This window comes from Lysinibacillus sp. RS10 (assembly GCF_041956855.1).
Taxonomy (GTDB): domain Bacteria; phylum Bacillota; class Bacilli; order Bacillales_A; family Planococcaceae; genus Lysinibacillus; species Lysinibacillus xylanilyticus_A.
The window spans coordinates 1,912,189-1,925,528 of record NZ_CP167122.1; the positions used below are offsets into that span (position 1 = coordinate 1,912,189).

Below are 13,340 nucleotides of genomic sequence, written 5' to 3' on the forward strand. Positions count from 1 at the left end.
AAGGGGGAAGGAAGATGATTCAAAAGGTTGGAGTTATTGGAGCTGGAACAATGGGATTTGGGATAGCATTTCAATTTATCACGAATGGAATGCCTGTTGTTTTACAAGATGTTAAGGAGGAATCTTTGCAATTAGCAAGTGAAAAATTAAAAACTTATCTAAAAGTGTTTCGTGAGGAAGGGCTATTGTTTGGCGATTCAGATGAGACGATTACAAATCGGTTAAGCTTTACTACAAAAATCGAAGGTGTTGCTGGATGTGATTTGGTAATTGAATCTGCAACAGAAAACCTTGAACTCAAACAGGAAATTTTCAGGCAACTGGATGGAATTTGCGGGGGAAATGTAATTTTAACATCTAATACTTCAAGTTTAAAACTTTCAGAAATCATTCGTAATGTAGAAAAACATAAGGATAAAGTGATGTTAACACATTTTTTTAATCCTGCGCATATTGTTCCACTTGTAGAGCTTCTAAAAGGTCCTGATACGAAGCAAGAGACGTACGATGAAGTTGATGCATTTTTGAAAAAAATGGGGAAGGTTACAATTGAAGTTCGACGAGAGGTGCCAGGTCTTGTAGCCAATCGTATCCAAGTAGCATTAGCACGTGAAGCATTGTCATTGTTAGAAGATGGTGTTGTCTCAGAGCAAGATTTAGAAAGTGCTATCTTTGCAGGACCTGGATTCCGATTTTCGTCAAGTGGTTTACTGAAAATTATTGATTTTGGTGGGTTAGATATTTGGGATATTGTATTAGGACAATTACAACCAGAGATTGAAACTAATGTGCGTTCATTTAGCGTAATTAAAGATAAAATCGATCAAGGTAATCTAGGTGTCAAATCTTCGAAAGGTTTCTTTGAATATCCAGGGCAAGGCTTAGATGAATACGTAATTGAGCGTGATCGCTCGCTAATTCAGCAACTAAAAACATTCGATAAAATACAAAAGGAGATTGAGCATGCGTAATATTTTGGTGACAGGTGCAGGAGGCGGTTTAGGGTCAGCGATGGTGAAAAAGTTTGTTGAGGAAGGGGATTATGTATTTGCTGCAGATTTAAAGTTAGAAGCAGCTCAGTCAGTGGCAGATTTATATCCAGGAAAGGTCGAGGCAATTGAGTTAGATGTTTCGAATGCAGTTTCTGTCCAACATGTAATTGATATCATTTGCAGAAAGCATGAACTGCATGTTCTTGTGAATAATGCAGGTATACAATATCGTGCTAAAATTGAAGATTTTCCAGAAGATAAGTGGGACTTGCTTCAAAATGTCATGTTAAAAGGACCATTCTTAATGACTAAGTATGTGTTCCCTTATATGAAAAAGCAACAACATGGGCGTATCGTTAATATTTCATCGGTTCATGGTGAAATGGCTACACCTGAAAAAGTTGCATATGTCGCAGCGAAGCATGGTGTCATTGGTTTGACACGTGTAGCAGCACTTGAAGGTGCAATGCATGGAATTACTGTGAATGCTGTTTTACCTGGTCCTGTGAAAACACCATTACTTATAAAACAATTAAAAGATCTTGAAGAAAGTAGAGGCATGTCGGAAATTGAGGCATTAAATGAAATTGTATATCCAAAGCAAGCGATGCAACGTTTTATTACAGCAGAAGAAATTGCAGATAGTGTATTCTTCATTTCTTCGAAGCAAGCAACGGGGATAACGGGCGAAGCATTAAATGTTTCAGGTGGTATGTAAAAAGGGGGATTGACTATGTCTGTATATATTGTAAATGGTAGTAGAACAGCATTTGGTAATTTTGGAGGTGCATTTGCTAACACAACAGATATTGATCTTGGCGTTGCTGTTGTAAAAGAAGCCTTGCAGCGTTCAGGGGTGAAAGCAACACAGATTGATGAGATTGTATTCGGGAATATTATCCATACTACGAATTCCTCAGCATATTTAGCTCGACATATTGGATTAAAAAGTGGATTACTGGAGGAAAGTACAGCACTTACAGTGAACCGATTATGTGGTTCGGGCTTACAAGCGATTATCTCTGCCGCGCAGGAAATTGAACTTGGGAATGGTCAAGCATCAGTTGCTGGTGGGACCGAAAACATGAGCCAAGCACCTCATGTATTACGTGGTACACGCTTTGGTTCGCCCAATAAAGCACCAATCGTAGAAGATATGTTATGGGCAACTTTATACGATGAAGTTGCAGGTTGCGGTATGGGGCTGACGGCTGAAAACTTAGCCGAGAAATATGGGATTTCACGTGAAGAACAGGATGAATTCTCCTATAATTCACATCAGCGTGCAGCTGAGGCTATGCGTTCGGGTCGTTTGGCCGAAGAGATTGTACCTGTATCGGTGAAAACACGTAAAGGCACAGTTGAAGTTAGTTTAGATGAGCACATTCGCAAAGAGATTACGATGGAAGACTTTGCAAAACTAAAGCCGGCATTTAAAGAAGATGGAACTGTATCAGCAGGAAATGCGAGTGGTATTAATGATGGCGCCGCAGCAGTTGTACTTGTATCAGAAGATTTTTTAAAGGAGCATCGGTTAAATCCATTAGCTAAGATTGTCACTTCAGCAACGGCAGGTGTAAACCCGACTATTATGGGAATTGGTCCTGCCCCAGCAATTCGTAAAGTTTTGAGAAAAGCTAATTTAACATTAGATGATATTGGTTTATTTGAACTCAATGAAGCATTCGCAGCACAGGCTTTAGCAGTTTTAAAGGAATTAGATATTGATCAAGAAAAAGTAAATGTCAATGGAGGGGCAGTGGCATTTGGACATCCAGTTGGTGCAAGTGGTGCGCGTATTACTTATTCACTTGCATTGGAGATGCAAAAACGAGGTATCAAATACGGTATAGCGAGCTTATGTATCGGTGGTGGACAAGGAATTGCTATTTTATTAGAGAATCCAACATTGTAGTACCCTTAGGGAAATACGGATTTAAAATTCTTAGAGACTTCGATTATAAAAAATCATTGTCATATATAAATAGGGGTTCTAAAAACTTTTTAAAAGTTATCAGCAGAAGGTCAGTGTTATTTATACTATTTCAAAAAAAGCGTATTCAATTACAATTTGAATACGCTTTTAACTTGAAAGAAAACAACAATACAGTTAGCAAGAGCAAGAGCCTATACATTAGTACTCTACGGCTTCTTGATTACGATTCACTTGGCGCACATCTAGTTTATATTCAATCATTTGGATAATTTCCATGATACGCGACTTCATTCGAAATACACCAACTAGAGGTGCAATACCAATTTACTGAGGACTTTTTCGGAGACCTTTTTATAAGAAAAAGTATTAGATGAAACGAAGTGAAGGCGTTGAATAGTTGTGGAAATGTGCTCGATTTGCTTAATGAAAACCTATTATTGATCCAATCTACAACTTATGTAGGGTGTATTGTTGAATTTAATGCGGATAAAATAATTCCAGATAGAGAAACTAAAAATAAATATGAGTTTTTTTATCATAAATTTGAAAAGCGGGGTGTTTTCGTGGATCCAACGAATTGCGATTTTTCACCAATGAAACAAACATTAAAGGAAGAGCTTCAGCAGGTGATTAATTCATTACAACAAAGTGTAGAAGCGATGGATACTGATACAAACTGTCTTCTTGGGGATTTTGAAAAAATTAAAGAGAAGTTTGTCACGATTGAAATGAAAGCTGCAACGTTTTATTTAAATTGCTATCTTTCCCCGTTTACTGAAAAATATCCTGAGCTTTCGCATAGTGTACAAAATATGTCTGCAAGAAAACACGGTGGATTAATTGTGATTGAACGAAAGGATTCTTTAATGTCTCTTATTCAGCCTGGTATTCATCTTGGGGCAGAAGTAACACATTCCTTATTAGAAACTATTTTTTTTCCTGGAAATCCGCTTCATGATGGAGCAGTTTTAGTAAGCAAAAATTTAATTCAGTCAGCAGCCAATGTACTGCCGCTTTCAGAGAGATATGTTGGAGAAAAGAAATTAGGCACAAGACATAGAGCAGCTTTAGGGCTCAGTGAAGTAAGTGACGCACTCGTCATAGTGGTGTCTGAAGAAACAGGGAGAATTTCGTTTGCCTTTCAAGGAAACTTATATCCTATTACTACGCATGGCATTATATAGTGTGATCTTCACACTGGAAAATATCTCGAATTCAAGATATTTTTCTTGCATGTTTATTACTTGCGTAGTAAAGTGATATTTGAAAGGAGGATGAAGCGATGAGAAAACACACACTTGGATCACTGACATGGATTCGGATGATGCGCTTTACAAATCAAAGTAACCAGCTATCCAATGAATTTTTAAAACGCTTTGACTTAACGACTGCACAATTTGATGTCCTTATACAAATAAAGACTTATGCACCGTTAACGCAATCACAATTAGCAGAGAAAGTGACAGTCACGCAAGGTGGTATGTCTCGAATGCTTGCTCGACTTGAAAAAGAGGGACTAATTGAGCGAAAGCAAAATTGGAAGACGAAAACAATCTCGCTCACAGCTAAAGGCGAGCAGATGATTGATGCGGCGACGCCAAGTCAGCTTCACTTTCAATCCTCATTTTTTGAAGAAGTATTAACAGAAGAAGAAATGAAATCTTTATATACACTTATGTCAAAAATAGAAAAACATAGTCGTGAAAAAAAATTACCACCAGCGTGATTTTTTTACACTATCACTTGCTTAGTCAAGTGAAAACAAGGAGGAAATATATATGAACAAACTAAGCGGACACCATCATATATCCATGCTAACGAAAAACGGCAAACATAATAATGATTTTTATACAAAGATTCTTGGATTACGTCGTGTGAAAAAAACAGTCAATCAAGATTCACCATCCATGTATCATCTATTTTATGGAGATTTAACAGGGGCGGCAGGTACAGAATTAACATTTTTTGAAATGCCCGTAGCAGGAAGAACCGTTCGAGGCACAAATGCCATTACACGTATTGGCTTACTAGTGCCAAGCTATGACAGTCTGCAATATTGGAAAAATCGTTTTCAACAGCTAGACGTTGAACATAGTGAAATTTCCACATATGCAGGTAAAGATGCATTGTTTTTTGAGGATCATGAAGGGTTACGAATGGTGCTTTTAAACTACCATGGTCACGAAAAACCGGCTCATTGGCAACCATGGGACGGCTCCGAAATTCCTGCAGAACATCGCATTTTAGGAATGGGTACAGTTGAAATTACAGTTCGTTACTTGCAACGCACAGTGAATTTATTAAAAGGGCTCTTTAATTACACAGTTGTTGCAGAAGGTGAGAAAGAAGCAGTTTTACAATCTATACCTGGTGAAGTACTTGGAGAAATCGTCGTTAAAGAATTAGAAGGACCGAGTGAAAAACCTGGGAGAGGTAGTATTCATCATCTTGCGCTACGTGTCGCAAACGTCGAGGAATTGCAGGAATGGGATACCAAAATTAAGGAACGGGGCTTAGATAGTACTGGGGTAGTGGATCGTTATTACTTCCAAAGTCTTTATTTTAGAGATCGTAATGGAATTTTATTTGAAATGGCAACAGATGGCCCAGGGTTTACAGTTGATGCGGCAGTAGAAGATCTTGGTAAAGAGCTTGATCTTCCTCCATTTTTAGAAGAAAAACGTGCTGAAATTGAGGCCATTCTAGAGCCACTAGATTAAGGGGAGAGCGTAAACATGGAAAAATATCGTATTGACCAATCAAAAGGCATTGAATTTGGCTTGTATTCATTAGGTGATCATATTCCAAATCCTTTAACAGGTGAACGTATCCCAGCTCAGCAACGCATTCAGGAGCTTATTGAAGTAAGTCAGCTAGCAGAGCAAGCAGGCATTGATGTATTTGGCGTAGGTGAAAGTCATCAATCGTACTTTACAACACAGGCACACACGGTTGTATTAGGAGCGATCGCTCAAGCTACATCGACAATCAAATTAACAAGCTCGGCAACAGTACTGAGTGTTTCTGATCCAGTACGTGTATATGAAGATTTTGCGACGATTGATTTAATTTCAGATGGACGTGCAGAAATCGTTGCAGGGCGTGGGTCTCGTGTTGGCGCCTATCATTTACTTGGCGTTGATTTACAGGATTATGAAGAGATTTTTGAGGAAAAATTAGAGCTGCTGAAAAAAATTAATGAAGAGGAGCTTATCACTTGGGAAGGACAATACCGTGCACCGCTTCATAATGCGCAAATTTTGCCACAACCTAAAAATGGCGCGTTGCCAATTTGGCGGGCTGTCGGCGGACCACCTGCTAGTGCCATTAAAGCAGGCTATATGGGCATCCCAATGATGTTGACGACATTAGGCGGACCAGCTGTTAATTTTAAAGCTTCAGTGGATGCCTATAGAGAAGCGGCAGAGCGAAGTGGCTTTGATCCGAAAGAGTTACCGATTGCTACAACAAGCCTTTTCTATGTTGCTGATACGACGAAAGAAGCACTACAAGGGATGTATCCACATATAAATGGTGGTTTCCAAGCAATTCGTGGCGGCGGTTATCCAAAGCAACAGTTCGCACAAGCGCCAGATACACGTGATGCCTTAATGATCGGAAGTAAGGAACAAATTATTGAAAAGCTACTGTATCAATACGAGCTATTTGGCATGCAACGATTTATGGCACAAATTGATTTTGGCGGTGTGCCATTTGAAAAATTAATGAAAAATATTGAAATTATCGGGAACGATATTTTACCTGCCATAAAAAAATATACAGCGAAATAGGGGGGATAGTATGAAAATTGTTGCACTAGCTGGTTCCATTGTCGGTTCAAAAACAAAAACAGCTATTCGTAAAGTGGTTGAAATTTTACAAGAAAAATATCCAGAGCATGAAGTAACGTTACTTGATCTTGCCGAATACAACATGCAATTCAGTGATGGACGAAATTATTTTGAATATGATGGGGATACAAAATATGTGACCGAAACAATTATGTCTGCAGATGCAATTGTCATTGGAACACCAACATTTCAGGCTTCGATTCCGGCAACGTTGAAAAATATTTTTGACTTACTACCAGTCAATGCTTTTCGTGATAAAGTGGTAAGTATAGTTGTCACAGCAGGCACATCTAAACACTATCTAATGATTGAGCAGCAGTTAAAGCCAATTCTTGCTTATATGAAAGCTCATATCGTTCCAACGTATGTATTTATAGAAGAAAAGGATTTTTTACGCAAGGAAATTGTGAATGATGACGTCCTGTTTCGCCTAGAGCGTTTAGCTGAAGATACTGTGATGGTAGCTGATGCGTTTACAGCAATCCGTGCGAAAAAAGATGCGGAATATGATTTTTAGAGATTACGAATTTAATAAAGTTTAGACGCTACATGAGAGGAAATCTTATGTAGCGTTTTTCCGTGCTTATTATTTTGGGTTGGACCACTTGAACCATCTCGCATGACCATCAGGGCGTTCCATTATACGTATAGATTCTATTTCTCCTTGATCAATAAAATCTTGATGCAGTTGTGAATCAAATAAATTGTTATAACAATGATAGAGCGGTCGTTCCTTGCTTACCTCTTTTAATTGTTCGATTAATTCAAGGCGTAATTCCATTGGGATTTGATTGGCCACATGAGTATGATAGACAACTAACATTGCATCTGGATTAATATCACTACTAATCTCCTTTATAAGTTTAATCGCATCTCCTTTAATCAGCTGTAAATTGAGCTCTTTTAAAATAGGGAGTGCTTGATTTAATAAAAGTCTTCGTTCTTGATGCTCTGGCCAAATTAACGCTTGGAGCCATCGAAGTTCTTCTTCATCATGGATATCAATAGGATTTAAATCGATGCCAATCCTTTGACAAACTACAGGAGGGTTCGTTATAGAGGCTGGCAGTGATTCTCCACGATTTTCTGAAGACAAAACGAAAGATCTATCAGAATTCGTTATGTGAAGCTGTTCATTATAACAGTAATTGTATCGATCCATGCCGAGCTGAAGTCCTGCACTTGCACCGATTTCTATGAAGGCTAATGGTTTTTGATGACGTTCATAGATTTCTGTCATCATCGGATAAAGGTATGAACAACGGCGAATTTCATTAGTTTGGACAAGTTTTTCTTGAAATAAAGCCTTTAATTCGTCTGAATGTGACAAAACGAATGCTTTAAAAACAGGATACACTTCATTGAATGGTTTTGGCGTTGTCGTGAAGGATGGATAAAAATGAACTAACTCGTCTTTTGATGATGACAGTAAATATTGAACCCCAGCTAATAATAAATTAGGTACAGGTTGTCCTTGAGGTATGGCATCTGCAATCTGTAATAGCTCATCATCCTCTGCAATTTTATACGCTAAGTGTTCATAAAGTGGACTTGAGTTTTCACATTCATTTTTTGCAAAAGTACGGAATTGTTTACTTAATTTAGCTAACATACGATTCTCCCCTTTGTAAAAAATTAATTTATCTAATTTAGAGTTTATTATTATCGGATAATTTAGTAAATTAAATATAGTTAATGAAGTTGATTAGAAATATTAATTAAAGAGGTGCGGTTTTGGATTATAAATGGATACAGTCTTTTATAGTAGCAGCTAAATATTGTAATTTTCGAGTGGCCGCAGAAGAATTACATTTATCGCAGCCAAGTATAACAGTCCATATTCATCAGTTAGAACGATCTTTGAATGTAAAATTATTCAAACGTGAGAAAAATCGTGTGCAATTAACGGAGGCAGGAAGGCTCTTTCTAATAGAAGCTCAGCAAATCATCTATCAATGGGAAAAAAGTATTGAACGTTTTCAGTTAGCAACGAAAGGAATTAAAGAAAAGCTAGTTATTGCCATGACCCCTTTAATGGTGGAAACAATATTGCCTCATGTTATTTATCAGTTTATCAATGAAAATCCTTCTATCGAAATATCTATTCTAGTGGAGGAATCAGCAAAAATTGAAGATTTAATCCATAATGACAAGGCACATATTGGTATTTCTTTATTGCCAACTCATTATCGACATTGGCGCCAGGAGCTTGTTGTAGAGAGTCCTTTAGAATTGGTTATTCCACTGGATGCTTGTGATGATGAGACAGGGGCTTATATTGATTATGAGGAATTATTTCAAACCTACACGTTATTTACGCACCATCATCCGACTATTTGGGGGGATTTATTACATAAAATACAAGAAAAATATGTAGTTACCAAGCAAGTTTCCATATCTCAATCTTATGTCGTAAAGCGCTTAATAAAAGATGGGCTCGGTATATCATTTTTGCCACGGATGATTGTTAGAAGAGAGCGTATGGAAGGGCGGTTTAACATCGTTCCTTTCGATGAAATAGATTTACCTAGCGTTCCTGTTTATCTTTTTTATAAGGATTCTGTACAAGTTCCAGAAGAATTATTAAGTTTATTTCAAACGAGGGATTATTTGTGAGATTTTTATAAATGTAATTAAGTTTTATATAGTATGAGAGATATATTTTAAAAAGGGGTGATTGTATTGAGAATTTTAATGGTCGAGGATCATGAAGATGTAAATGCAAGGTTAAAGGAATTGTTTGAGCAAGCAGGTTTAGCATAGATACTGGGTAATAGGGGTATAAATTCTTGAGAAATAAAAGCGATGTGTTATAATAGGGGTAAGAAAAAGACCGTATGGTGCTGTAACACCATGCGGTCAAGTAACAAAACAAACGCTTTTAGAGCGATTGGCAAGAGCGAAAGTAAAAGCACTTTAACCCTGCTTAGGTTTGAAGGGTGCTTTTACTTTTTTTGTGAAAAAGTATATGACAATGCAAGGATAGCTATAATTAAAGTACCGAGACCAATAGCTATGTTTAATGCTTCATATGTTGTCATAAGCAATCCCTCCTTTCTCTCCTAGAACTAAATAGCAAAATTTGAATTAGGAGTAGTAGAGAAGATCGCCAATCACCCTTAAATACCTTTATTTTGTTACTCTTTAATTATACCATTTCTTCTATCATTATCATAACTTTGCTATCTCTAACTAGATTCTAATTCCTCTAACTGATTAGTTATTCTCTTCTTCGATTTTTTAAACTTTATCACTCAATAACTCAATTGATATGAGGCACTTGGTAGCCTTGAAAAACATACATATGTGCTTGCACGACACCACCTGTAGAAATATCCACTAAATCGATACCCTGTGATTTCATCCAACGACTGAATTTGTAATAATGGTAGCCAAGAAGCTTATTGCATTTTGGCTAGAACAATACATAAAACGTTTACAGCGAAAACAAAATGTAATAACTTTTGTGGAAATATAAAACTATTTATGGTAATTATAGTATATGAAGTGAGGATTACGATAATGGCGATTTAATAACTTTACGTATACCTAAAACATTTTGGATTGGACTTGCATTAGGAGAAAAGGAAATCTTATTTGATGAGAATTTTAACTGCCTCCGGTTACGGAATTTGTTTATTTTCATTAGACGTATTAGAAGATTTTAAAATAAAGAAAAAGTTAGGTCAAAAAAGCTTTTAAAAAATTTTCAGGATATTCATATTCAATATTTATCTTCAAAATGAATTTGAAGGTTTTAATGATCATGCGAAGATGAAAAATATAACTTTAGTGTTGCGAATATAGTTTAAATCATAGGTTAGTTATGATTCTAAGATACTGATAACAAATATACTAAAAGTTTAAAGAATAATCCGACTGGCAAAAAAGATAAGAAAGGTTGATGGAATGTTAAAAAGGTTTAGTTGGAAGAAAAACGACATTCATTCAATTCAATTAAAAGATAATTTATATATCATTGCTCAATTATTGGAAAGTCCATATGTTTCATTTTTTAATATCTCGAGTGAAAGTAATAATTTTAACGAGAAGCCATTTGACTTAAATGTTTTAAAACCTTTTGGGGTATGTATGGTTTTAAACGCGTTTTTTAAAAAGTGTTCTGTCGGAAAGGTGAAAAATGTAAAACCTAACTTGAATATCCCTCTACCAGAGATTTTTATTAGTAGTGACAGAGGACAGTGGGGAAAGCGATCGGAATTTAGTGATGATGAACTTATATATAATTTGGTAAGAATTGATCCCACAGTCGGTGATAAGGGTCTTATGGGTAATGAAATTATCCAATATAATATCGATAGAAATGACCTGGAAATTTTAGATAACTATGAAATTGTTGGATACAACACTGGTTATGAATTTGTACGTCGCTTAATTTTATCTTTTGAGAATAGCCGTTGGATCGATCCATTAAAAGAACAGCGATTGCTTGGTAAAGATAACTATCCGTTAAAAACAGTAGAAGAAATGTGGCGCTCTGGGGTCCCAAAGTATGAATAAGTGGAAATTTTTCTAAAAAAAATTAGCTTAGATTTTATTTTTTATATCAAAGGAGGAAACATTGTGAAAAAACTTGATTCTGAATTCAAATATTTAGTAGATATGTACGAGAATACTTTTTTTCCAACATTTTTAGTGGATAAACTTAAATTGCATATTGTGAAAGTAGTTCATTTTATTGAGGAGAGCACTCATACAGTGGAAGAGATTCAGGAAAAGTTAGACGAAATGACTATAGCTATCAATGAGCTACAAAATGAGTTTTATGAAAATGGCAGTGAAATAGAAACGTTTGCACGGGATTCAATCGGATTAACAGTAGAAGAAATTTTACAATATTTTGAGATTGATATCGATATTGAAGAAGCTCTTAGAGAACGAGATTGGTGAAAATTTGTATGTGATTCTATCTTCCTTGTTGATTCACTGTGTTAAGAAAAGTACGTTTGTCGATATCTGATAAGGCTCCACCTGGTTATCCTATTGTGAGAGAGAAAGCTCTTGATAAATATTATTTTTGTTGTATGAATGTTCTAAATTAGAATAGCGCTCTTTGAAACTCTGGCTTGGTTTGAAATGGTATTAATGTACTTGGCAACGTTCGCTGGCTTTGAATCGGGTGATAGTCAAGCAGGACAATTGTATATTTATGCTGTATTCAGTAAAAAGCTTCTTCTTTACGATTCGCTTTAATACGAAAACATACTGACAGACTGTGTTAATGCAGCACGGTCGTCTTTGAGAAGGATGTGAGAGAACACGATGAACTGGGAGAGGTATTTGCTTGACGACAAAGCTCCTGTTTCCGATTATGCTCATTTGGGCTTGATAGAGGGGGCTCGGAGAACGGAGAACTTTGATCTTGCAACATTGGAAGAAGATACTCGGATTGTTGCATTATCGACACCTCTGAAGAAATCCAAGAAGAAATATGTGAATTATGAATCGTTGGTCGGTAATCAAATGATAGAAGGTATTTACCTCACTGATCTAGATGAAGAGCGATTACAAATATTTTCTACATTGCCAAATCTAAAGTACTTGCATATTTCCTCTGGAAAAATGGGTAACATTCCCAATTTGTCATGTTTACATAGCTTAGAAGTGTTGATTCTGGCAAATTTGTCCCAAGTAAAAGATTTGAACTTTCTAATAGGGTTACAGAACCTGCAAACATTATATATCTTTGGTATGAATCACTTGTACGATTTAACGGCGCTTGCCACTTTATCGAATTTAAAGGAATTAAGTCTTAATCATGGACGAATGAGCGGGACTGGAAAGCCAGTTAAAAGCTTTGAGCCTGTTGGAAAATTGATAAAATTGGAATATTTATCCTTAATTCTGGTATTAGAGAATAAGAGCCGAGATATTACGCCTATTCTAAAATTGGAAAATATAAGAAAACTTCATCTGTTGCCACGATACACGAAGGGAATGGCGGAAACAATTACAACCATTTTTCCCAATTTGCTAAACAAACAAAACTTTGGAAGGGGCTAGAAAAGCGATGATGTACATTGAACGATGGTGGGGAGAATATATTGGCGGAACCGATGATACATGCACTTTAATCGCCTATTTCGTTAACAGAGAATTTGAGTTGGATATTCCAACAGAAATAAACGTTAAAAATATTTTTCAAGACTTTCAACTGAATAATGCTCGGGAAATAAAAGACTTACGCCATACGAAAGACATTTATTTTATTAGAGAAAAAGGTTTTTTTCAAGATATAGGCTGTGTGATCAATTTGATGATGGATATTACGGCTATTATTCTGGAATGTCAAAAAAACGGTAAGGTTCATCTAACGGATTTAGCTGGCGGCATCATGGACAAAAATGCTGTTATTTCATTAAAAGTGGAAAAAGAAGAACTGGCTTTGTTGAGGGGAATATTGGACGACTTTATTCATCACCCTTTAAGTTATGATTTGGCGGAGTTTTGCCCAGAAGATGATATGAGAGAAATTGCAAAGCAATGCAAGGAGATTATTACAGAACTAAACATGTAAAATCACAAATAAGAATTCCTCGA

Annotated in this window: 15 protein-coding genes; 13 read left to right on the forward strand and 2 right to left on the reverse strand. The window is 36.3% G+C overall.

Annotation, left to right across the window (positions count from 1 at the left end):
- Positions 1-14: 14 nt before the first annotated feature.
- The 8 genes from ACB089_RS09770 (at position 15) to ACB089_RS09805 (ending at position 7,296) form a co-directional block, all read left to right on the forward strand.
- Complete coding sequence (locus ACB089_RS09770; protein WP_374966227.1) at positions 15-971, forward strand: 3-hydroxyacyl-CoA dehydrogenase NAD-binding domain-containing protein; 957 nt, start codon at positions 15-17, stop codon at positions 969-971.
- A complete protein-coding gene (locus tag ACB089_RS09775; RefSeq protein ID WP_374966228.1) occupies positions 964-1,710 on the forward strand; it encodes a 3-hydroxybutyrate dehydrogenase in 747 nt (248 codons plus the stop codon). Before ACB089_RS09770 ends, ACB089_RS09775 begins: the two co-directional genes overlap by 8 nt.
- 15 nt (positions 1,711-1,725) lie before the next feature.
- Positions 1,726-2,907, forward strand: coding sequence for a thiolase family protein (locus ACB089_RS09780; protein WP_374966229.1), 1,182 nt, complete (start codon positions 1,726-1,728; stop codon positions 2,905-2,907).
- A gap of 584 nt (positions 2,908-3,491) precedes the next feature.
- Complete coding sequence (cdaS, locus tag ACB089_RS09785) at positions 3,492-4,112, forward strand: sporulation-specific diadenylate cyclase CdaS (protein ID WP_374966230.1); 621 nt, start codon at positions 3,492-3,494, stop codon at positions 4,110-4,112.
- Positions 4,113-4,210: 98 nt separating this feature from the next.
- Complete coding sequence (locus ACB089_RS09790; protein ID WP_068984690.1) at positions 4,211-4,654, forward strand: MarR family winged helix-turn-helix transcriptional regulator; 444 nt, start codon at positions 4,211-4,213, stop codon at positions 4,652-4,654.
- 52 nt (positions 4,655-4,706) lie between these two features.
- Complete coding sequence (locus ACB089_RS09795; protein WP_374966231.1) at positions 4,707-5,648, forward strand: ring-cleaving dioxygenase; 942 nt, start codon at positions 4,707-4,709, stop codon at positions 5,646-5,648.
- 15 nt (positions 5,649-5,663) lie between these two features.
- The gene (locus ACB089_RS09800; RefSeq protein WP_374966232.1) at positions 5,664-6,719 is read left to right on the forward strand and encodes an LLM class flavin-dependent oxidoreductase; all 1,056 of its coding nucleotides are present in this window, start codon (positions 5,664-5,666) and stop codon (positions 6,717-6,719) included.
- 10 nt (positions 6,720-6,729) lie between these two features.
- Entirely contained in the window at positions 6,730-7,296 is a 567-nt protein-coding gene (locus ACB089_RS09805) for an NADPH-dependent FMN reductase (protein ID WP_374966233.1), read from the forward strand.
- Positions 7,297-7,365: 69 nt separating this feature from the next.
- Here ACB089_RS09805 and ACB089_RS09810 read toward each other — a convergent pair whose 3' ends face one another.
- On the reverse strand, positions 7,366-8,391 hold the full coding sequence (locus tag ACB089_RS09810) for a DUF2332 domain-containing protein (protein WP_374966234.1): 1,026 nt from the start codon (positions 8,389-8,391) through the stop codon (positions 7,366-7,368).
- A gap of 122 nt (positions 8,392-8,513) precedes the next feature.
- On the opposite strand from ACB089_RS09810, the gene ACB089_RS09815 reads away from it, so the two are divergent.
- Positions 8,514-9,395, forward strand: a complete 882-nt coding sequence (locus ACB089_RS09815) for a LysR family transcriptional regulator (RefSeq protein ID WP_374966235.1) — start codon at positions 8,514-8,516, stop codon at positions 9,393-9,395.
- Positions 9,396-9,724: 329 nt separating this feature from the next.
- On the opposite strand, the gene ACB089_RS09820 is transcribed toward ACB089_RS09815, so the two are convergent.
- Entirely contained in the window at positions 9,725-9,820 is a 96-nt protein-coding gene (locus ACB089_RS09820) for a putative holin-like toxin (protein WP_223553293.1), read from the reverse strand.
- Positions 9,821-10,688: 868 nt separating this feature from the next.
- On the opposite strand from ACB089_RS09820, the gene ACB089_RS09825 reads away from it, so the two are divergent.
- From ACB089_RS09825 to ACB089_RS09840, 4 genes are all read left to right on the forward strand, one after another.
- A complete protein-coding gene (locus ACB089_RS09825) occupies positions 10,689-11,300 on the forward strand; it encodes a hypothetical protein (protein ID WP_374966236.1) in 612 nt (203 codons plus the stop codon).
- Positions 11,301-11,363: 63 nt separating this feature from the next.
- Positions 11,364-11,690: a DUF5713 family protein gene (locus ACB089_RS09830; protein WP_374966237.1), complete on the forward strand. Its 327-nt coding sequence runs from the start codon at positions 11,364-11,366 to the stop codon at positions 11,688-11,690.
- A 390-nt stretch (positions 11,691-12,080) separates the two neighbouring features.
- Positions 12,081-12,803, forward strand: coding sequence for a hypothetical protein (locus tag ACB089_RS09835; protein ID WP_374966238.1), 723 nt, complete (start codon positions 12,081-12,083; stop codon positions 12,801-12,803).
- A gap of 7 nt (positions 12,804-12,810) precedes the next feature.
- The gene (locus ACB089_RS09840; protein WP_374966239.1) at positions 12,811-13,317 is read left to right on the forward strand and encodes an imm68 putative immunity domain-containing protein; all 507 of its coding nucleotides are present in this window, start codon (positions 12,811-12,813) and stop codon (positions 13,315-13,317) included.
- Positions 13,318-13,340: the final 23 nt, after the last annotated feature.